General features: G+C 63.6%; 22 protein-coding genes and 1 pseudogene. 11 read left to right on the plus strand and 12 right to left on the minus strand.

Annotated elements, in window-relative coordinates; translation table 11 throughout:
• Positions 1–198 precede the first annotated feature (198 nt).
• From C480_RS10560 to C480_RS10580, 5 genes are read right to left on the minus strand one after another with little or no spacing between them, the layout of a single operon-like run.
• The gene (locus tag C480_RS10560) at positions 199–783 is read right to left on the minus strand and encodes a GTP-dependent dephospho-CoA kinase family protein (protein WP_006665606.1); all 585 of its coding nucleotides are present in this window, start codon (positions 781–783) and stop codon (positions 199–201) included.
• Positions 784–797: 14 nt separating this feature from the next.
• A complete protein-coding gene (gene spt4, locus C480_RS10565) occupies positions 798–995 on the minus strand; it encodes a transcription elongation factor subunit Spt4 (protein WP_006107700.1) in 198 nt (65 codons plus the stop codon).
• A gap of 2 nt (positions 996–997) precedes the next feature.
• Positions 998–1567, minus strand: a complete 570-nt coding sequence (locus C480_RS10570; RefSeq protein ID WP_006107702.1) for a DNA-directed RNA polymerase — start codon at positions 1565–1567, stop codon at positions 998–1000.
• The gene (locus tag C480_RS10575; protein WP_006665607.1) at positions 1568–1954 is read right to left on the minus strand and encodes a PIN domain-containing protein; all 387 of its coding nucleotides are present in this window, start codon (positions 1952–1954) and stop codon (positions 1568–1570) included.
• 22 nt (positions 1955–1976) lie between these two features.
• A complete protein-coding gene (locus tag C480_RS10580; protein WP_006665608.1) occupies positions 1977–3206 on the minus strand; it encodes a translation initiation factor IF-2 subunit gamma in 1230 nt (409 codons plus the stop codon).
• 222 nt (positions 3207–3428) lie between these two features.
• Between C480_RS10580 and C480_RS10585 the strand changes: the two genes are divergently transcribed.
• The 3 genes from C480_RS10585 (at position 3429) to C480_RS10595 (ending at position 5859) form a co-directional block, all read left to right on the plus strand.
• A complete protein-coding gene (locus tag C480_RS10585; protein ID WP_006665609.1) occupies positions 3429–4331 on the plus strand; it encodes a DUF7351 domain-containing protein in 903 nt (300 codons plus the stop codon).
• A gap of 164 nt (positions 4332–4495) precedes the next feature.
• Complete coding sequence (locus tag C480_RS10590) at positions 4496–4792, plus strand: hypothetical protein (protein ID WP_006665610.1); 297 nt, start codon at positions 4496–4498, stop codon at positions 4790–4792.
• 56 nt (positions 4793–4848) lie between these two features.
• Positions 4849–5859 (plus strand): DUF5787 family protein, encoded by a 1011-nt coding sequence (locus C480_RS10595; RefSeq protein ID WP_006665611.1) that lies wholly within the window; start codon positions 4849–4851, stop codon positions 5857–5859.
• Positions 5860–5892: 33 nt separating this feature from the next.
• On the opposite strand, the gene C480_RS10600 is transcribed toward C480_RS10595, so the two are convergent.
• From C480_RS10600 to C480_RS10610, 3 genes are all read right to left on the minus strand, one after another.
• Positions 5893–6192 carry a DUF7562 family protein gene (locus C480_RS10600; RefSeq protein ID WP_006665612.1) on the minus strand — a complete coding sequence of 100 codons (300 nt, stop codon included), beginning with the start codon at positions 6190–6192 and terminating at the stop codon, positions 5893–5895.
• 89 nt (positions 6193–6281) lie between these two features.
• Positions 6282–6914: a TMEM175 family protein gene (locus tag C480_RS10605; protein ID WP_006665613.1), complete on the minus strand. Its 633-nt coding sequence runs from the start codon at positions 6912–6914 to the stop codon at positions 6282–6284.
• 107 nt (positions 6915–7021) lie between these two features.
• On the minus strand, positions 7022–8482 hold the full coding sequence (locus tag C480_RS10610) for a metallophosphoesterase (protein WP_006665614.1): 1461 nt from the start codon (positions 8480–8482) through the stop codon (positions 7022–7024).
• Between C480_RS10610 and C480_RS10615 the strand changes: the two genes are divergently transcribed.
• From C480_RS10615 to solA, 4 genes and pseudogenes are all read left to right on the plus strand, one after another.
• Positions 8460–8750 (plus strand): hypothetical protein, encoded by a 291-nt coding sequence (locus tag C480_RS10615; protein ID WP_152424046.1) that lies wholly within the window; start codon positions 8460–8462, stop codon positions 8748–8750. The genes C480_RS10610 and C480_RS10615 overlap by 23 nt on opposite strands.
• Positions 8751–8788: 38 nt before the next feature.
• Complete coding sequence (locus C480_RS10620) at positions 8789–9268, plus strand: RNA-binding protein (RefSeq protein WP_006665615.1); 480 nt, start codon at positions 8789–8791, stop codon at positions 9266–9268.
• 121 nt (positions 9269–9389) lie between these two features.
• On the plus strand, positions 9390–9899 hold the full coding sequence (locus C480_RS10625; RefSeq protein ID WP_006665616.1) for a hypothetical protein: 510 nt from the start codon (positions 9390–9392) through the stop codon (positions 9897–9899).
• 51 nt (positions 9900–9950) lie between these two features.
• Positions 9951–11080 (plus strand): annotated as a pseudogene (solA, locus tag C480_RS10630) (N-methyl-L-tryptophan oxidase).
• Positions 11081–11143: 63 nt separating this feature from the next.
• On the opposite strand, the gene C480_RS10635 reads toward solA, so the two are convergent.
• Positions 11144–11530: a hypothetical protein gene (locus tag C480_RS10635; RefSeq protein WP_049903566.1), complete on the minus strand. Its 387-nt coding sequence runs from the start codon at positions 11528–11530 to the stop codon at positions 11144–11146.
• Positions 11531–12173: 643 nt separating this feature from the next.
• Here C480_RS10635 and C480_RS10645 point away from each other — a divergent pair.
• The gene (locus C480_RS10645) at positions 12174–12770 is read left to right on the plus strand and encodes a DUF7344 domain-containing protein (RefSeq protein ID WP_006665619.1); all 597 of its coding nucleotides are present in this window, start codon (positions 12174–12176) and stop codon (positions 12768–12770) included.
• A 35-nt stretch (positions 12771–12805) separates the two neighbouring features.
• Here C480_RS10645 and C480_RS10650 read toward each other — a convergent pair whose 3' ends face one another.
• The 3 genes from C480_RS10650 to C480_RS10660 all read right to left on the minus strand — a co-directional run bounded on the left by C480_RS10650 (position 12806) and on the right by C480_RS10660 (position 16983).
• Positions 12806–13726, minus strand: a complete 921-nt coding sequence (locus C480_RS10650; protein ID WP_006665620.1) for a TIGR03571 family LLM class oxidoreductase — start codon at positions 13724–13726, stop codon at positions 12806–12808.
• A gap of 91 nt (positions 13727–13817) precedes the next feature.
• Entirely contained in the window at positions 13818–14885 is a 1068-nt protein-coding gene (locus tag C480_RS10655; RefSeq protein WP_006665621.1) for a M20/M25/M40 family metallo-hydrolase, read from the minus strand.
• 166 nt (positions 14886–15051) lie between these two features.
• Positions 15052–16983, minus strand: a complete 1932-nt coding sequence (locus tag C480_RS10660; RefSeq protein WP_006665622.1) for an aconitate hydratase — start codon at positions 16981–16983, stop codon at positions 15052–15054.
• 308 nt (positions 16984–17291) lie between these two features.
• Between C480_RS10660 and C480_RS10665 the strand changes: the two genes are divergently transcribed.
• From C480_RS10665 to C480_RS10675, 3 genes are all read left to right on the plus strand, one after another.
• Positions 17292–17774: a deoxyuridine 5'-triphosphate nucleotidohydrolase gene (locus C480_RS10665; RefSeq protein ID WP_006665623.1), complete on the plus strand. Its 483-nt coding sequence runs from the start codon at positions 17292–17294 to the stop codon at positions 17772–17774.
• A gap of 76 nt (positions 17775–17850) precedes the next feature.
• Positions 17851–18411, plus strand: a complete 561-nt coding sequence (locus C480_RS10670; protein WP_049903569.1) for a hypothetical protein — start codon at positions 17851–17853, stop codon at positions 18409–18411.
• A 73-nt stretch (positions 18412–18484) separates the two neighbouring features.
• On the plus strand, positions 18485–18955 hold the full coding sequence (locus C480_RS10675) for a hypothetical protein (RefSeq protein ID WP_006665625.1): 471 nt from the start codon (positions 18485–18487) through the stop codon (positions 18953–18955).
• Positions 18956–18966: the final 11 nt, after the last annotated feature.

Consider the following 18966-nt stretch of genomic DNA (forward strand, 5'->3'; position numbering starts at 1 on the left):
TAGGTTCGAATCGAACACGACGTATAACGACCCGCCGATTGCCAGCCCGATCCCGAGCGCGACACTGATCGCCTTTCTCATAGTGGGGAACACGTCCGTCAGGTAATACGTTTTCTGGATCGTTGCGAACTGCGATCGCGAATCGCAATTTGAAGCCCAAAGGAGAGTTCGTGTGGTCGATTCTACGATTCTACGATTCTACGATCGAATTTCGAGTAACTCCCAGAGCCGCTCGACGTCGCCGTCGAAGCGCTCGAGGAGGTCGCGCATCTCCGCGCGATGCTCGGCGGTCACCGTCACGTGGACCATCCCCTCGTCGGGCTGGCCGTAGACGACGCTTGCACCCTCGGGCGCGGCGGCAATTGCGGGGACGGCAACTAGATCCTCCTCGCCGTCGACCAGCACCGTCGTGGGCTCGTCGGAAGCGAGCCCCTCCCGTAGCGCGCGAATCACGTCGCCAGAGAGTTCAGCCGGCGGGTTGATGACTTCGTGGGTCGGCTCGGTTGCGACGGTCTCACGGATCTCTGCGTCGACGGCGTCGCGTTTCGTTCGTTCGTCGACGAACGCAACGTCGGGAACGCGGCCGGCCGCGAGAAGGTGGTAGGTGACGACGTCCCCGACGGTGATGAGTGGGCCGTCGACGGTTTCGAGAAGGCGGTCGGCATCGGTTTCGATCGGGCCCATCGGCTCTTTGAGTTCGTGGCGAAGCTCCGTGGGCAGTACCAGTAGCTCCTCGTAGTCGCGTTCGCTGGCGTCGGTCGAACTGCTATCGTCGGGTGTCACGGCGGATGCGGCGATTACCGAACCTTGAGCGCGTACGCGCCGGGCTCGGTGACCTGCATTTCGCTTGCAATCTCGCTGTCTTCGGGGTGGGCGATGACGACGTAGCCGGCCCAGTCTTCCGTCAGTGACGAGGAGTTACAGGCGTCACAGGTCTCGCTGTCCGGATCGTTGACCCGGTGACACTCGCGACAGACGAGACGGTCGGATGCCATTGTTACTCACCTGCGGTCGCTTCGCGCTTTTCGTGGTCTTCCTCGAGCCAGCCGTGCTTGCCGAGGCCGGGCTGTTTTGCCGTGAGCCCGATCTTCGAGTCGCGGGGGTTTCGCTCGTCGATGCTTTTGGTGACGATGCGGGCGCGAATCGCGTCGTCGACACCGAGCGTGCGGTTCGATTCGTTCGAGGCGAGCTGTTGGTTCTCGGCGTCGAAGGCCAGATACTCGTCGCTGATCTGTGAGACGTGAAGCAGGCCGTCGACGGGACCGATTCCGACGAACGCACCGAACTCGACGACTTCGACGACGGTTCCGTCGACGACTTCCTGCATCTGTGGATCGAACGTGACGGCGTCGAAATCGGCCTCGTAGTAGACGCCTGGGCGGTTCGGAAGCACGGTCCCTTCACCGATATCGCGTACCTCAGTGACGGAGACGATGCTGCCGACTTCCTCGTCCATGCGTCCCTCGAGTTTGTCCTGTAGCAGTCGCTTGACGAGCGTCGGCGACACGTCGCCGAGCTCCTCCGGCGGTACCTCCACCGTATCCTTCAATCTAACCCGTTTGTACATCTATGGTTGAGTGATCGCTAACTTGTTTCTCCCGCGTAATGCAATTACCGGTCTCTTCGCTTCGAGTACCCGATCGCGTAGTGGTCGATCGTTCGTGACGACGTAGTCGACCGTGCCCTCGCGGGCGAGTTCGACCAGCGCGTCGTCGGCGTAGGATGCCTCGGTGTCGACGACGAGACAGCGTTCGGTCGCCAGATCGTGACCGACGTTCGCGGCGGTGCCTTCGCGGCCGCCCTTCTCGGAGAGTCGGCGGAGTTCTTCGATGACCGCCTGCGGCGTCGTCGGTTCGAACGAATCGAGGAGCCGTTCGAGTTCGTCGAACAGTCTGACGTCGAGTTCGACTGGCATCATCAGCGCGCTCGTATCGAGGGCGACTCGGGTGCTCATCGTGTATCGGTCTGTCTCGGCCCTATTCCTGTAACGTTCCGAGGCCGATCAGCCGCCAGCGAGCGCCGATCCGGCGGTTGATCGCGATTTTCGCGCCGGGGTCGGCGGTGACGGGGCGTTTGAGGTTGACCTCGCACTCGCCCTCGCGGGCGCTCGTTACCGCGCCGACGGTCGTTGCCGTCCCGACGGTCATCATCAACGGTTCGCCGGTGCTGATTTCCTCCACTTCGCCGCCGTCGGTGCCGACGACGCGCTCTAAGAGGTCGACATCCATCGTGAACTGCTGCCAGGTCGGCGGTAGTGAGCCCGGTAGGCCGGCCATGCGACCGGCCAGGGCGTCGCCTTTCGTCAGTGCGGGGTCGAGTCCCGTACCGACTCCGAGCAGGCCGCCGGGTGTGGCGCTGTCGACGGTTTCGCCGCCGGCTTGCAGCGAGCGAATCGTCGTTTCGATCGGGACGTACTCGGTCTGGCCGCCTTCTTCGACCTCGCGACCGGGGCGGATTTCGATCTCCTGGCCGGACTCGAGTTCACCTTCGACGAGGCTGCCGCCGAGGACGCCGCCGGCGAGGTCGCTTGCGGTCGTCCCGGGTTTGTTGATGTCGAAGCTGCGGGCGACGTGCATTCGGGCGTCGGCGTCGGGGTCGCGTTCCGGCGTCGGAATTTCCTCCTCGACCGCCTGGATCAGCAGGTCCATGTTGACCTCCTGGCCGGCCGAGACGGGGACGACGGGGGCGTCCTCGGCGACGGTGCCCTCGACGAACTCCTGGATCTGTTCGTAGTTCCGTCGGGCCTGATCGGAGTCGACGAGGTCGATCTTGTTCTGGGCGATGACGATGTTTTCGATGCCGATGATGTCGAGCGCCATCAGGTGCTCTTCGGTCTGTGGCTGTGGCACGGGTTCGTTGGCGCTGACGACCAGCACGGCCCCGTCCATCAGCGATGCGCCGGAGAGCATCGTCGCCATCAGGGTCTCGTGACCCGGGGCGTCGACGAACGAGACGGTTCGAAGCGGCTCGCTCTCGGTGCCGTCCGGACACTCCTCCTCGACGGTGTAGCGTTCGGGTTCGTCGCGGTCGGGGCACTCGCGGAACGTCGCGTCGGCGTAGCCGAGGCGGATGGAGATTCCGCGCTTCATCTCCTCTGAGTGCTGGTCCGTCCACGAGCCGCTCAGGGCCTGTACCAGCGTCGTCTTGCCGTGGTCGACGTGGCCGACGAGCCCGATGTTCACCTCCGGTTGTTGAGTTCCTGCCATAAGACGATGAGTAATCTTAGATAGGGCTTCCCCCGTGCGATTGATAAACCTACTGTTCTGAGGGCGTCTTTACCGCGTCGACGGTGACATTCTTGAGTGTCATTGTCTCGGACTCGTTTCGACCGCCGTCCGCCTCCGCACACTCCTCCCACCAGATATTGGAATAGTTACAAAAACAGTGTTGAGCGAACTACTTTGGCTACTGCCCGCATACGAGGGGCTATGAGCAAGCCGGATACGGCGGGCGACCGCGAGAGCGTTCTCGAGTGTACGGACTGTCTCGACCCTGCAGACGCGTTCGCCCTGATCGCAAACGATGCTCGGCTGTCGATCCTCGAAGCACTGTGGGCGGCCGATGAGTCGCCCGTTTCGTTCTCGACCCTGCGGCGCGAAGTCGGTATGCGCGACTCCGCACAGTTCAATTACCATCTCCAGAAACTCACGGGCCACTTCGTCACCCAGCAAGCGGACGGTTATGCGTTCAAACACGCTGGCGAGAAGGTCGTCCGCTCGGTGATCGCGGGCTCGTTCAACGAACACCCATCGATCGACCCGTTCCCCGTGGCGGGCCGGTGTGTCGACTGCGGGAGTTCGCTGACCGCGAGCTACGAGGACGAACGACTCGCGATCACGTGCGTCGACTGCGGCCACGGACACGGCGAGTACGCGTTTCCGCCCGGCGGGCTGACCGACCGAACGCGAGCGGAGATCGCCGACGCGTTCGACCAGCGCGTTCGGCACCTCCACTGTCTGGCCGCCGACGGCGTCTGTCCGGAGTGCAGCGGGCGCATGGAGACGCACATCGTCGAGGACGACGACTGCTGTCTCGGCGTCAGCCTCCGCGTCGACCACGAGTGTCGCCAGTGTGCGCACACGCTGTGCTCGGCCGCCGGCCTCCGGCTGCTCGACCACTCCGAGGTCGTCTCGTTCCACCGCGAGCGCGGCGTCTCCCTCGACGAGCGGCCCTACTGGACGCTCCCGTGGTGCGTTTCCGACGAGTTCACTCGGCTCGTCTCGCGCGACCCGCTCGAACTCGAGGTTCGGATGCCGCTCGCGGGCGACGAGTTGCGGGTGACGATGAACGGCGATCTCGACGTTCTCGAGACACACACCGTCGACGACTGATACGGTCTGCTGTAACGATTTCCCGGCGCAACCGCGGATCGTCCTGCGGTTGCGCCGGAAATGACTTACAGCAGTCCGTATGAAACGAATTTCAGTTAGCGACCGTACTGAAATGTTTTTCAGACTACACTTATCGGCGAGCGACGCCTCGGTCGAGACGAGAGATGATGCACGCACCGATCGCCCCTCGTCCGATCGATCCGCTTCCCGGGTACGGTCTGCTCACGGCCGCCGGTATCGCCGTCGGCCTGTCGGTCCTGCTCGTCGCATCGGCGCTCATCGCGTTCACGATCGTCACCGTCATCGGCGACCACCCAGTTCTGGTCCTCTTCGCCGTGTTCCTCGGCGGTGTTGGCCCGTTCGTCGCAAGCCTCCTCGTCCTCAGGCGGGTGCGACACCGATTCGTTACGCGATCGGCGTACGGTCGCGACACGCTACTCGACCCGGCGAACGACCGATAACAACCGCGAATCCGACTCCTTTTCTCGCTCGCCACCCACAGTACGAGTGATCCCTCGTGACCGAGTTCGCGTTTGAACTCGCGCTCTGTGCACACCTAGAGCAGTCCCGCGAGCAGCCGATCGCGGGTACCGATGCGCTCGTGGCCCGGCAACTCGGGGGGAGCGTCGCCGACCCCGGCGGTCGGATTCTCGACGTGGTCTGCGTCGAACCCGGGCCGGAGTTCGACGACCGCGCGGCGATCACGAGCGAGGAGATTCCCGACGCCGCTATCGAGTCCGCCGTCGGCCCCGGTCGCACCCGCTACTGGAAACGCGCCTTCGATTGCCACCCGGATCGCGCGCGTCGAGCGGTCGACCGGGCCTGCGAGATCGGCTTTTTCGAGCGCGAACGCCGCAACGGCCGCGAGTTCGTCCGACAGGTCGCGCGCTATCCCGACTGGTACGACCGCATCGTCGGCATCGAGAACAAGCCCGATCTCGGCCGACCCGGCGATCTCGAGGCGCAGTTGCGCACCGACGTGAGCCTCGCGCTGGTCGATACGGTCGTGCTGGCGACGGAGAGTTACGTCACGCGGGCGCACCTGCATCGGATTCCCGACGAGGTCGGCGTCTGGCGCGTTCATCGACCGGATTCGGGTTCGACTACGGCCGAGATCGAACTCGAGGTCGTTCGCGAACCGACGCCGCTCCCGACCGACGAGCCGGGTATCGAACCGCTCGCGTTCGAGCCCGGCCACGCGGCGATCGAACCCGTGACAGCGACCGCGAAGGCCCGGGCGCGCCGCCGACTCGCCGAACGAGCCTACGGCAAGGGCTGGCGGACGTACGACTTTCCAGCCTGCGAGGCCTGCACGCCGACCGACGCGAACGGCGCGACGCTACCGTACTGCGAGTGGCGCGACCGACTCGTCGACGCGAACTCGGAGTGCGGACCGTCCTGCCCCGGCTACGATTCCGGACCGGCTTCCGACGTTGAACTCGAGGCCGAACGCGATCGGCGGACGGCCTGGCGGCGGAATCCCGCCGGAAAGCGCCGCCGCCAGTCCGGACTCGACCGATTCGGCTGAGGACAGTGGCTGCTCCGACGCCGAAACATGGCGTCAGGATTCCTCTTCGACGCGGCCATAGCGGTCCTCGACAGCGGCGAGATACCCTTCGAGAAACGTCTCCGTCTCCTCCTCGCCGGCGCGGAGTTCGACGAGAAGTTCCTCGAGTTCATCGCGCGGGTGGTGACAGAGGTCGGTGTGGCAGTCGGGACAGAGGTGTTCGAACGCTTTGTCCGTGCGGTCCCACCGGTCACCGTATTTGTCGTACTCGCGGGCGGTCGACCGTGAGACGCTATCGCCGCAGGCGAGACACGTGACCGTCGCGGTACGGGAGCGAGAGGACCATGGCCACATAGGTGTACGAAGGCCATGTGGTTACTTAGCAATTGTCACACGTTCGCTCGGGCGGGAGTGTTCGGTCAGTCAATCGGTCTCGCTCGGGACTATTCGGCGTCCTGGAAGACGTTTGACGCGCCCGTTCGTCGCTGGTAGTACCGGACCCACACCCACTGTAGCGGGATGATCAAAAGCGGCGTGAAAAACGCCAGCGAGAGGCTTTGCGTCGCGACGACGATCGAGAACAGGAACACGGCCGGCGAAATGAGCCCACGGATCGTGATCAGCCGCGCATCCTGTTCGTTGATCCGGCTGTCCGTAAATCCGGCGCGGGCGGCGTAGGCCCAGACGCTCGTCATGAGCACGCCGACCAGGACGAAATTGATGGCGTACACCGTCCAGGCGAACTGCGTCCCGTAGCTTCCGATGATCTCGGTCGGGTACGGGAGAAACGAAATCGAGAGCAAGAACAGGAGATTCAGCCACAGCAGCACGCGGTCGTGACCGGTAATCGACTGAAAGAGGTTGTGGTGGATAATCCAGTAGAGACCGACGACGGCGAAACTCAGGAGATAACTGACCAGCAACGTCTCTTGGTCGCCGACTGCCGCCGGAAGCCTCGACGCAGGAACGTCTGGAACCTCGAACTGCAACACCAGGAGCGTGAGAACGATCGCGAAGACGCCGTCGCTCATCCCCTCCATTCGGTCCGTTCCTTCGCCGCCGAGTACCCTGACCATACCAGTACCCCTCGACGCGAGGTGCTGAATAGCCATCCCCGCCGCCGTGACCGGCCGCACCCACCCACCGATCGGAGCGGGACGAGACTCCCGCTCGATGAACCGGGTTAGTCGCGTTCCTCGCCCGTCCGATCGGTGGCGTCTGCACGGTCGCCGTCGCTTCCGTCGACGGTCGCGAATGGCTTTCCGGAACCGGGGTCAGCGTCAGCGCCAGTGTCGGAATCGCGTTCGAACGCGCCATCGGGTGTCTCGAGCGTCCCGTTCGGGTCGATCACCGTTCGCGCCGGAATCGGTTCCGCCGCCGGCGGACGGCGCGCGACCAGTCGCTGAAAGCGGGTGAGATCCAGCGACTGGTCCGTCTCGATCTTCTCGTACTCGACGACGATCCGGTCCCCCTCGGGAAAGATCCGGAAGTAGTTCAAACGAAAGGAGGGGTAGTAGATGCCCGGCAGCCGCGAAAACCAGGTCTCGACGTGCTGGAGCTTTTTCAGCCAGGTTCCGGTGTTGATGACCAGTCGGTCACCCCACCGAGTGAGCGACGCCCGATGCGTGTGCCCGTAGACGAAGACGGCGACATCAGAATTGGCCTCGAGAACGTCCCTTGCCGCACGCAAAAACGGTTCGTCCCCCTGCCCTACGCGGACGCCCGATAGCATAACCCCGAAGCGATCCAGCGTCTTTCTGAGATCCCGTCTGAATAGCCACAGCGGAATCGCGAGCAACAGGAGAATCGCGATAATGACGATGTTGATTGCGATGATGAACTCGAGAACGACCTCGCCGATACCGAGTGCATGGATGACGGGATTATCGGTGAAAAACGCCGACGGAAGGATACCCATTACCTCGAGGACGGTCCCGAACAGGTAGAGGAGCGTGATGTTGAAAAACAGCAACAGTGGGATGACGACGGCTCGAAGATACGGGCTCATCTCCCGATAGAAGTAGTTCGAGAGGAGCCAGCGCGGAATCTCCTCCATCGGCGCGACCGACTGGATGTCGCGAAGCCAGTCGCCCTTGGCTCGCCCGGAGTAACGACCGGCGGCGGCGACGATCCGCTGGACCACGAAGTACCCGACCGGGAGCGCGTTGGGATTTCCCCAGTCCGGCATCCGGTTGTTCGCGTCGTGTTGCTGGCCGTGTTCGATCCAAATTCGCGGCGTTTCGTCCTCGTCACCCCCGTCGACATCGACCTCGCGCGTGATCGAAACCACCGGTTCGAGCACGATGTTATACGCCGCGAGGCGGTCGATGTACGAGGTGTAACAGGCGAGGTCGTAGTCGTGATTGCCCGGGATGAGGGTAATGTCGATCACCTCGCCGGTCGCACGGAACTGCTCGAAGACGCGCGGGTGGTCCTCGATCACACGGTCGAGTTTCGCCGTCCCCGTCACTTCGGCGTACTCCCAGAGTCCGAAGGCGTCGCCGTTGATGATCAGTTCGACGTCGCCGCCACGCTCCTCGAGTTCGGCGAGAAAGTCGAGCAGTTCCGCCTCGAAATCGAGCGCCGTGAGCTGTTCGTCGCCGCCCATGTGGAGGTCGCTGATGAAGACGTATTCGCTGGCCATCGAACGCAGTCCGACGTACTACCAGCCACGGGTGGATAGTGGTTTCCCCGATCTCTCCGGGCACGTCGGTGCAGTTGGCTCAGTCCCCGTTCGCCATGACGATCGAGAGAGTGAGAGACGGCGAGGGAAAGAGAGAGAGAGAGGGGGAGACGGACCGGACGATAGCTATCCCGAGTCCCTCGGGGAGTTCAACGATGACTGCGAGAAGATGGCCGACGATATGTGCGCCATCGATATCTCGGACGGAGACGGCGAATCACCGCGCTAAACCTATTCCGTTAAATGGGTATAGCAGGTAGGGCGAGTATGCAAGTTAAATCCCGTCACCACCTTCGCAGCGACGACGTTTCCGAACTCGAAACGGATCTGTCCGACAAACTGGGCGTCTCCCTCGACGGCGACGCCTACGAGCGCGTCGAGTTCGAGGATGCGGATCGCGAGGTCATCCTGATCGACGGCGAGCCCCGAGTTGCCTTCTTCGACGAGGAGGCGTTCCTGACGGTTCGCGGCGCGAACGCCTACGAACCCGAGCGACGACTCGTCACGGTCGATACCGGCGCAATCTCGTTCGTCAGCGACGGTGCCGACGTGATGCGTCCGGGGATCACGGAAGCCACCGAGGACATCTCACCGGACGATCTGGTCGTCATCGCAGAGGAGACTCACGGCAAGGTGCTGGCCGTCGGCCGGGCGCGCGTCGAGGGCGCGGAGATGGCCGGTAACGAGGGGAAAGTCGTCGACTCGCTACACCACGTCGGCGACGAGTTGTACGAGTTCACGGCGTAGACGACCGGTTTCATCACCAATCACACGAGAATCAGTGCAGCCGCCGTTCTCAAACGGTACACCGGCGTTCTCCTCACTTGCGCCCACAACGCTCTTGGTTCTATTCGTGGGGCGGCTAGCTATGCCGACACCGAACGACGCGCGTGATTCCGCGTCCGAAACTGACACTACAGACACAACCGCGGACACGAACACCGCCTCGGACGAGGCCACAGACGCATCTTCAAAGGCCACTCATCCCGCGTTCGAACTCGACCTCGCCGACGACGAACTCGACGCCCTCCACGATCTCCAACTCGGCATCGAGAATCTCCATCGCTCCTACGGCGCACTCCTCGAGTTCCACCATCAACTCGGGCACGCGATGGACCGCATGAGAGACGCCGAAGCCGAACTTCGAAACGCCGGCCACGACGAGTGGGCCAACCAACTTCGCGACGAGCACCTCCCCGCCGGCGCGATCAACGACCAGTGGTCGTACGAACTCGTCGAAGAGTTCTCCGGGGAGTTTCTTACCGACGTCGAGACGTTCGAAACGGCCGTTCGCGACGAACTGGCCGACGGCCTCGATCACGTCAGCGAACGCCGCCAACAGCACCACCTCCGCGAGCGAGCACGAGACTCCCGGTAACTGGTGAGACGGTGAGGAAGTGTTTTCGACACCCTCGTCGTATCACCGCGCATGACAGACCGGTACGACGTTATCGTGCTCGGCGTCGGTGGCATGGGAAGCGCGACGGTCGCCCACCTCGCCGCACGCGGCGTCGACGTTCTCGGCCTCGAACGCTACGACGTTCCCCACGGCTACGGGTCCTCACACGGTATCACTCGTATCTTCCGTCTCGCCTACTACGAACACCCGGCCTACGTCCCGCTGCTCCGTCGCGCCGACGAACTGTGGACCGAACTCGAGAGCGACCACGACCGCCAGCTGTTGTACCGCACCGGCACCATCGACGCCGGTCCGCGCGGCGATCCGCTCGTCGAGGGCTCGAAGCGCTCCTGCGAGGAACACGACCTCGATCACGAGGTCCTCTCGAGTGCGACACTCTCCGACCGCCATCCGGGCTACCAGCTCCCGGAGACGTACGAGGCCGTCTCCCAGCCCGACGGCGGCTTTCTCGTTCCCGAGGAGTGCATCGTCGCACACGTCGACCGCGCCCACCACACGGCGCGACCGTCCGCGCCCGCGAACGCGTCGTCGACTGGCGGCCGACCGGCGACGACGGCGTCCGCGTCGAAACCGACCACCGCGCCTACGAGGCCGACGAACTCGTCGTCACCGCGGGCGCGTGGGCCGCCGAGTTCATCGACGAACTCGACGGGCTCGCCGTTCCCGAGCGCCAGGTTCTCGCCTGGCTCCAACCCGAGGAACCCGCCGCCTTCGACCCCGAGGCGTTCCCCGTCTGGAACCTGCAGGTTCCCGAGGGGCGGTTCTACGGCTTTCCGATTCACGGGGTTCCCGGGTTCAAGTTCGGCCGGTACAACCACCGCGAGGAGACCGTCGATCCCGACGCCTTCGAGCGCGAACCGACGCAAGCCGACGAGCGACTGTTGCGCGAGTTCGCCGAGCAGTACTTCCCGGATGGCGCGGGGCCGACGATGCGGTTGGAGACCTGTCTGTTCACGAACACGCCGGACGACCACTTCGTGATCGATACCCTCCCTGCGCATCCGCAGGTGTCGGTCGCGGCCGGCTTCTCGGGTCACGGATTCAAGTTCGCCAGCGTCGTCGGCGAGATCATGGCCGATCTGGCGCTCGAGGGCGAGACGGACCACGGGATCGGTATGTTCGGGCTGGATCGGTTCTGATACCGTCGGCGCACTGGGTCAGTCTCGCTTGCGGAGCGCTTGCGAAGCGCTTGCGACCGCTACTCACCGGGTTGACCGACCCGGTCCTCGGTCTTCGGCATCGCTGCTTACCCACAGTTTGACCTCGGAAACGAGCGCGTCGCTCTGTTGCAGGCCGTCGATATCGTAGTCCACCGAGATGTAGGTGATCTCCCGCTGTCTGACAACGTACGTCGCCGCTTCGGACTCCTCCCGGTAGCTGACCGACTCCGTCTCGAGGTCCCCGTCCGCGCGGGCCTCGACGAACGAGACGCGATCGCCCACGTCCGGGATCACGATCGACTCGGCGTCGTAAATCGCATCCACGAGTTCGTCGGTCTCGAACTCGTAGACGTAGAGCGAAATTTGATCGGAGCCGGTTCCCGTTTCCGTCGTTGACTTCCGTCCGTCTTCATGCATAGCAGTGAGCATATCGATTGTCGTTGCTGCTGAACGCACGGGTGGGCCGATCGAGGATCGAGACGCCTGCGTGATCGGTGATGGGGGTGCCACACTGTTGGCTCACTCCGTGCGTTAGCGCTACGAGAACGCCGAACGGCTGTGGGATCATTGTAATACGATCGTTGACCGTGGTATCGACGAGTCGAAATGCGAGACTTCCGTCATCGGTACCCAGTATTGCTGGCGTTGACTTCCGTTCTCTGAGACTAATCCGCGATTTCAGCCACCTGACTCGCGCGTGACGGACGACTCCGAAACCGACCGGTTACGCCGACGATTCCCGCGGCTGCTGCAGTCTCAGTATCGAGATGACACGACTCGATCGGGTGCTCCCACTCCGAACCGTCGCGTGGTGAGGAACTGATCCCGTCGCGACCGGTTGTTCTCGTTCGGTACGACCTCGAAACCAGCGAGAACACAACGGTCGCTTCGATGGACGGGGACGACCACTCCGTTCCGATATTCGACGACACGATGCAAGCACAACGTTCCTGATCCATCGCAGTCGCCTCCGACCTTCATGGAAAAATTGCAGACTCTCTTCCCGATAGATAGTTTTATCTATGGAAATGTAGACTCTCTAACTGATGCGGGGGTCGGAGTAGCACTCGTGATGGAGAGACAGGTCTCACAATCGGAGTCAGCGCACGGTGAACTTACCGAAGACGAACTCTTCGAATTACTGGCAAACCGCCGTCGACGGCACATCCTTCAGACGCTCATCTACCGGGACGAACGGATCGATATCGGGACGCTCTCACAGTCGATTGCTGCCAGCGAAGACGACCTCGCGTTCGATGAGGTCTCGAGTAGCGACCGCAAACGCGTCTACACGGCACTCCAGCAGTCCCACCTGCCGAAGATGGACAACGCCGGCGTCCTCGAGTTCGACCGCGACCGAGGAACCGTCGAACCGACACCGGTGCTCGACGACGTCAAAATTTATATGGACACCGTCCGCGGACGCAATCTCTCCTGGAGTGATTACTACCTCGGGCTGACAGCACTCGTCACCGTGGTTCTCGGCGGAACGCTACTCGATATCGTCCCGTTTTCGCTACTCCCGGCCGCCGCCTGGTCCGCGTTCGTCGTCATCACCCTCGGTGGCTTCGCGCTCGCTCATCGCCACTACGCCCACCAGAACCACCTCCGGATCGGCACCTCGTCGCCCGACGTTGAACTCGAATACGACGAATCGAGCGAGCAGTGATGGAGACCTGCCGGCAAATAGAGCAGGCGTCTCGCTCAGTCCGCGTCGATAATCGCCGCTGCAAACCGCTCTATTCCCCGCTCCGGATCGTCGTTCTCGATGGAGACGATAACGTGGTCGACGCCGAGTTCAGCGAGCCGTCCGAAGTAGTCCTGAAACCACTCGGTGCCCGCCCGGTAGCCCAGGTGTAACTGCTCCGGTTCGGCCGTCGGATCGTCCGCGAGTTCAGCGCGGACGGCCATCGCGAACGGCTTTTCACCGGCGGCCTCCCGCCACGCATCGAGGTAGTCCGTCAGCGTGCGCTCGGGGAGGTGATAGAACAGCCAGCCGTCGCCGTGTTCGGCGATCCACTCGCGCGATTGGCGGGCGTTCCCGGTCGGGAGCAGCGGAATCGTCTCCGCCGTCGGTTTCGGTACGACATCGAGTGCACCGTCGAGGCTGCCCCACCGTCCCTCGCGCTCGGGGAACTCGTCGCGCCACAGCGTGCGAAGGGTTTCGACGTGGTCGCGAAACAGCGCGCCGCGCTCGTCGCGGTCGACGCCGAAGGCGGGGTACTCCGGATCGCGGTCGCCGGAGGCGACCCCGAGGACGAGCCGCCCGTCCGAGAGTCGGTCGACCGTCGCGGCGGACTTCGCGACGTGAATCGGGTGTCGAAGCGGGAGGACGATACTCGAGGTGCCGAGCGCGATCTCGTCGGTGTGGGCGGCGACGTGCGAGAGCCACGGCCAGGGGTCGAACGTCTGACCGGCATCGCCGAATTCCGGCCAGTACGTCGGCACGTCGCGCGCCCAGAGGCCGTCGAAGCCGACCGCCTCGGCGCGTTTCGCGAGCCGAATCTCCGCCTCGGGGTCGGGCGTCGACCGGTTCGCGCCGGTAAGCGGGAATCCAGCGCCGAACGTGAGTCCGTCCGTCTCGAACAACCGTCGGTACCCCTCGTTTTCGTGTCCGGTCGGCATTCGCTCGAGCTATCGGTCACGGGCGGATGACGGCTTCGGTCCGCGAGGCCGTCGTAGTGCCCACCGGTTCGACCGCCGATCCGGGTGCAGATCAGATATCGACCGCGAACGGCGTGAACTCGTCGGCCCGGCTCGCAAACGCACCCAGCAACGTCGCAATTTCCTCGAGGTCGTCGGTGTCGATCACTTCGACGGGCGTGTGCATGTAGCGGTTCGGCACGCTGACCACCTGCGACGGAATCGCCCCCGCCGCGGTGAAGAAGCCGTCGGCGTCCGTCCCGGTCCCGACCCCGAGCGCCTCGATCTGTACCTCGAGTTCGCGCTCGTCGGCGACCGAGCGCAGCGCGTCGAACACGGCGGGGTGGTTCGTGCTGCCGCGACCGAGTGCCGGCCCGCCGCCCAGTTCCATCTGGCTCGTCTTCTCGCTCGGCGCGGAGGGGTAATCGACGGCGTGACCGACATCGACGACGACGACGGCGTCGGGTTCGAGGTCGAACCCGACCATCCGTGCGCCGTTGAACCCGACTTCCTCCTGGACGGTGGAGACGGCGTAGACGGTCGCGTCGGTTCCGGCCTCGACGGCCTGTCGGAACCCCTCGGCCGCGGCCCACGTTCCGACGCGGTTGTCGAGGCCGCGGCCGGAGAGACGCGTCTCGGAAAGCCACGAGACCGTCGAAGAGAAGGTGATCGGGTCTCCGATTTCGAGGCGTTCGTGCGCCTCGTCCTCGCTTTCGGCCCCGATGTCGATCCAGAGGTCCTCGATGTCGGTCTCCGACTCGTCCTCGCGGAGGTGAATCGCGTGCTGCCCGATCACGCCCTCGACGGGACCGTCGGCGGCGTGGATCGTGACGTGTTGGCCCTTCGAAACGGAGGGGTCGGAGCCGCCGATCCGCCCCAGTCTGACGAAGCCGCTATCGTCGATCGATTTGACGATGAAGCCGATTTCGTCGGCGTGGCCGGTGAGTACGATTTCGGGTGCGCCGGATGCATCGGGCGCTCCCTCGTGCACTGCGATGGCATTTCCGTAAGCGTCCGTCCGAACGTCGTCAGCAAACTGGTCGACGTAGTCGACCCAGACCTGCTGGCCGCGGGTTTCATAGCCCGATGGGGAGGGCGTCTCGAGCAATTCGGTGAGGAAATCACGCGAAGGATCGTCCATAGTACCTAGTTAGCGACTCGCCTCTTTACGTCTTAGATTCACTCGTACACGAAACGGGTAAACCGAGGTCCGAACAGACTACCTGGGCGCACTCGCCCTTCGAGACGGATACTTCGGCGGGTCACGAACACCGCGCGCAAAAAAATCCGCAAATCGACTGATCAGATCAGTCGTCAGCCGGAGCCGCGCCGCTTGCGCCCTCGGCCTGTTCTTTCGTCCAGGCGAGCTTGCCGCCGGCCGCGAGAATGTCGCGTTCGCGCTCGGAGGCGTCGAGGACCGCCGTGTACTCGTCCTCGCCGTTGATGCGGACGGTGAACTCTTCCTGACCGCTCGTGACGGCGTCGTAGACGTCGTCGACGATTTCGACGTCGTCGCCCTGGTCGATGTTCTCGTAGGTGTCCTCGTCGATCTGGAGCGGGACGATCCCGAAGTTAAAGAGGTTCGCGCGGTGGATCCGTGCGAAACTCTGTGCGAGGACGCCCTCGATGCCGAGGTACATCGGACAGAGGGCGGCGTGCTCGCGCGAGGAGCCCTGGCCGTAGTTCTCTCCGGCGACGAGGAAGCCGCCGTCGGCGTCGAGCGCACGCTCTGCGAACGTATCGTCGACGCGCGAGAGCGTGAACTCGGAGAGCTTGGGGACGTTCGACCGGTACATCAGGATGTCCTGCGTTGCAGGGATGATGTGGTCGGTCGTGATGTTGTCCTCCATCTTGAGCAGCGCTTCACCCTCGACATCGGCGCTGAGCTGGTCCTTCAGCGGCACGTCGCCGATGTTCGGACCCTTGACGAGTTCGTCGTCGACGGCCTCGTCGGGCGTGATGAGGTCCGTCTTGGAGCCGTCGTATTCGTCGGGGAGTTCGACGCCGGGGGCCTCGAGGCCCTCCTCTTCCTCGGCGAGGTCGCGCGGGTCGACGATTTCGCCCTTGATCGCCGCGGCGGCGGCGACCTCCGGCGAACAGAGGAAGACGTTGTCGTCTTCGATACCCGAGCGGCCCTCGAAGTTGCGGTTGAAGGTCCGCAGCGAGATGGAATCGGAGGCGGGCACGTGGCCGATCCCGATACAGGCACCGCAGGTCGCCTCGGAGAAGTTGACGCCGGCGGCCATCATCTCCGCGACCCAGCCCTGGCGCTGGCTCTTATACACATCTCTGAGCGGGCTGGCAANNATCTTGGCGACGGGGAGGATGTCCTCGTAGCCGCCGTTCGTACAGGAACCGACGATGACCTGGGAGACGTCCTGGCCGGCGACTTCGCGGACCGGGACGACCTTGTCCGGCATCGACGGCTGGGCGATCAGCGGCTCGAGGTCAGAGAGGTCGACGACGATCTCGTCGTCGTACTCGGCGTCCTCGTCGGGCTGGATCTCGGTGAACTCGTCGCCGCGACCGACGCGTTCGAGGTAGTCCTCGGTCTGGTGGTCGGTCGGGAAAATCGACGTGGTCGCGCCGAGTTCAGTGCCCATGTTGGTGATCGTCATCCGCTCGGGTGCGGTGAGCGTCTCGACGCCGGGGCCGGTGTACTCGAGGATCTTGCCGACGCCGCCTTTCACGGAGAGGCGACGGAGCATCTCGAGGATGACGTCCTTTGCCGTGGCCCACTCGGGGAGTTCGCCCTCGAGACGGACGTTGACGATCTCGGGCATTTCGATGTAGTACGGTGCGCCACCCATTGCGACGGTCACGTCGATACCGCCGGCACCGATGGCGAGTTCACCGAGGCCGCCGGGGGTCGGCGTGTGGCTGTCGGAGCCGAGTAGCGTCTTGCCGGGTGCGGCGAAGTTTTCGCGGTGAACGTTGTGACAGATACCGTTGCCGGGGCGAGAGAAATAAGCGCCATATTTACCGGCTGCAGAACGCAGGAAACGGTGGTCGTCAGTGTTCTTGAAGTCGAACTGGTAGGTCTGGTGGTCGCAGTACTGGGCTGCGATTTCGGTCTGGACCTCGTCCAGTCCCATCGCTTCGAACTGGAGCCAGACCATCGTTCCGGTCGTGTCCTGAGTAAGTACCTGATCGATCTCGATACCGATTTCCTCGCCGGTCTCGAGATCGCCCTCGACGAGATGGTCGTCGAGAATCTTTTCGGTGAGAGTCTGTCCCATAGCATCCGAATCTCGGCCGTCCGTCCTGATAAATCCAGCGTGTTTCCTTGAGGATCGACCGTGTTAGATACGCCCATGCGCGCAGTTTTCGAGCAATTATTGCGCTACAACTACAGACGTAGACAGTGCTGCGCGGAGGAGGTTGGACCGGAATTAATTGTTCTCCGCGCACGGAACTCGTTCAGTTCCTGATCTCGTGTGAAACACAGTCTCGAACTGCATCACCGGTACTCTCGAACCGCGTCATCTGCCGGTCGACTCGAAAGGACACGTTTTTCCCGATACCGCTATCTCTCGGCTATACGATCATGTTTCGCTCCGGTACCTTCGTTGCGGATCACGTCTCGCCGACGACCCCCGAACAGGTCCAGCCCAACGGCGTCGATCTCACCCTCGACATAGTCTTCGACCAGCTCGAACCCGGCCGGATCGGCCGGGACGGCAAGCAAATCGGCGACCGAGCCGCCCGCCCGCTCGAAGAACTCGAGCAGAAAGCGCCCGACACGTACTATCTGCCCGAGGGCGCGTACGTCGCGCGCTACAACGAGCAAATCGCGATTCCGGACGGGCACATCGGGTTCGTCTATCCCCGCTCGTCGCTGATGCGAAACTCCTGCATGCTCAATACGGCGGTCTGGGACGCCGGCTACGAGGGTCGCGGCGAGGGGCTCTTGCAGGTCCACCACGACGTCGAGATCGAACGCGACGCGCGGATCGCCCAGCTCGTGTTCGCCGAGGCGAACCACGAGGAAACCTACGACGGCAGTTACCAAGGCGAGAACGTCGACTGAAACAGTTGCTGACCACTGGACGGTCCACTTTTGGTGCCGTCCGTCGAACCGTCGGTATGGCCGGTGATCACACTCGATGATGGCGACGACGCACGCGTTCGCCGGTCTCACTGTTGTCTCCCCTCTCGCATATCTCATGCCCGAGTTCTCTGTGCCGCTCGCACTCGGTGCGCTCGCCGGCGGTCTCGCACCCGACTTCGATCTGCCGCTCGCTCACCGCCGGACGTTTCACTTCCCGATCGTCGGACTCGTCGGGGTCGTTCTGGCGGTCGGGCTCGCGTTCTACGCACCGACAGCGGCGACGTTGACCATCGCTGCGTTCGTCGCCGCGGCTTGGCTCCACGCCGCCAGCGACGTTTTCGGCGGCGGACCGGAGATGGACCCCTGGCGAAACCGTACCGAACGCGCCGTCTACGACCACGTCCGCGGTCGATGGTTCCGTCCGAAGCGATGGATCCGATACGACGGGGCACCGGAGGATGCCGTTCTCGCGTTCGTCCTCGCACTGCCGGCCCTCGTGGTCTTCGACGGCTGGATCAGGACCGTCGTGTTCGGCGGTCTCGGCGTCTCGGTAGCCTATGCGCTTCTCCGACGGCGATTGATCCGGTGGACCGCTGACTGGGAGTGGCTCGAGTAAGCTAGTGACAGTAGCAAGCAGCCGGCCCGCCGCAAGTCGGAACCCTGATACCTCCAGTCTCCGAGAGAGTACTATGGTCGAGACGTTCGTTACGCAGACCCTCCATCTCGTCTTTGGGGCACTCTGGGCCGGCAGCGTCTTCTACGTCGCGTTCGTCGTGTTGCCGCTCGCTCGCGACGGCGAGTTCAATACGACGAAGCCGCTCGAGGCGATCGCCGGCAAGTTGACGACGATTTCGCGCGTCAGCGCGCTCGTCCTATTGCTGACGGGCGGCCATCTCGCACAGGCGCGGTACACGTCCGAGAGTCTGTTCGGCTCGACCAGGGGACACCTGGTGCTGCTGATGGTCGCGCTCTGGCTGTTGCTTGCCACCCTCGTCGAAATCGGCTCGAAACGACTCGAGAGCGGTCTCAACGGAAAGAAGCTTCGCGAACCCGCGGCCGATGCATTGGGACTGTATCGGGCGGCTGCGCTCGTCGGAATCGCGTTGCTCGTCGTCGGCGGGGCGATCACGACGAACCTGGCGGCAACCCTCTCTTTGTAGGTTTGCGAACT

Source organism: Natrialba aegyptia DSM 13077 (genome assembly GCF_000337535.1).
Taxonomy (GTDB): Archaea; Halobacteriota; Halobacteria; order Halobacteriales; family Natrialbaceae; genus Natrialba; species Natrialba aegyptia.

What these genes read in the sequence shown, in the direction of transcription:
- C480_RS10620 (WP_006665615.1), top strand. Translation starts at nt 8,789, where the DNA reads ATGCAAGTTAAATCCCGTCACCACCTTCGCAGCGACGACGTTTCCGAA.
- C480_RS10600 (WP_006665612.1), bottom strand. Translation starts at nt 6,192, where the DNA reads ATGTGGCCATGGTCCTCTCGCTCCCGTACCGCGACGGTCACGTGTCTC.
- C480_RS10585 (WP_006665609.1), top strand. Translation starts at nt 3,429, where the DNA reads ATGAGCAAGCCGGATACGGCGGGCGACCGCGAGAGCGTTCTCGAGTGT.
- C480_RS10570 (WP_006107702.1), bottom strand. Translation starts at nt 1,567, where the DNA reads ATGTACAAACGGGTTAGATTGAAGGATACGGTGGAGGTACCGCCGGAG.
- C480_RS10670 (WP_049903569.1), top strand. Translation starts at nt 17,851, where the DNA reads ATGATGGCGACGACGCACGCGTTCGCCGGTCTCACTGTTGTCTCCCCT.
- C480_RS10605 (WP_006665613.1), bottom strand. Translation starts at nt 6,914, where the DNA reads ATGGTCAGGGTACTCGGCGGCGAAGGAACGGACCGAATGGAGGGGATG.
- C480_RS10645 (WP_006665619.1), top strand. Translation starts at nt 12,174, where the DNA reads ATGGAGAGACAGGTCTCACAATCGGAGTCAGCGCACGGTGAACTTACC.
- C480_RS10575 (WP_006665607.1), bottom strand. Translation starts at nt 1,954, where the DNA reads ATGAGCACCCGAGTCGCCCTCGATACGAGCGCGCTGATGATGCCAGTC.
- C480_RS10650 (WP_006665620.1), bottom strand. Translation starts at nt 13,726, where the DNA reads ATGCCGACCGGACACGAAAACGAGGGGTACCGACGGTTGTTCGAGACG.
- C480_RS10675 (WP_006665625.1), top strand. Translation starts at nt 18,485, where the DNA reads ATGGTCGAGACGTTCGTTACGCAGACCCTCCATCTCGTCTTTGGGGCA.
- C480_RS10615 (WP_152424046.1), top strand. Translation starts at nt 8,460, where the DNA reads ATGAAGACGTATTCGCTGGCCATCGAACGCAGTCCGACGTACTACCAG.
- C480_RS10590 (WP_006665610.1), top strand. Translation starts at nt 4,496, where the DNA reads ATGATGCACGCACCGATCGCCCCTCGTCCGATCGATCCGCTTCCCGGG.
- C480_RS10655 (WP_006665621.1), bottom strand. Translation starts at nt 14,885, where the DNA reads ATGGACGATCCTTCGCGTGATTTCCTCACCGAATTGCTCGAGACGCCC.
- C480_RS10580 (WP_006665608.1), bottom strand. Translation starts at nt 3,206, where the DNA reads ATGGCAGGAACTCAACAACCGGAGGTGAACATCGGGCTCGTCGGCCAC.
- C480_RS10665 (WP_006665623.1), top strand. Translation starts at nt 17,292, where the DNA reads ATGTTTCGCTCCGGTACCTTCGTTGCGGATCACGTCTCGCCGACGACC.
- C480_RS10625 (WP_006665616.1), top strand. Translation starts at nt 9,390, where the DNA reads ATGCCGACACCGAACGACGCGCGTGATTCCGCGTCCGAAACTGACACT.
- spt4 (WP_006107700.1), bottom strand. Translation starts at nt 995, where the DNA reads ATGGCATCCGACCGTCTCGTCTGTCGCGAGTGTCACCGGGTCAACGAT.
- C480_RS10610 (WP_006665614.1), bottom strand. Translation starts at nt 8,482, where the DNA reads ATGGCCAGCGAATACGTCTTCATCAGCGACCTCCACATGGGCGGCGAC.
- C480_RS10635 (WP_049903566.1), bottom strand. Translation starts at nt 11,530, where the DNA reads ATGCTCACTGCTATGCATGAAGACGGACGGAAGTCAACGACGGAAACG.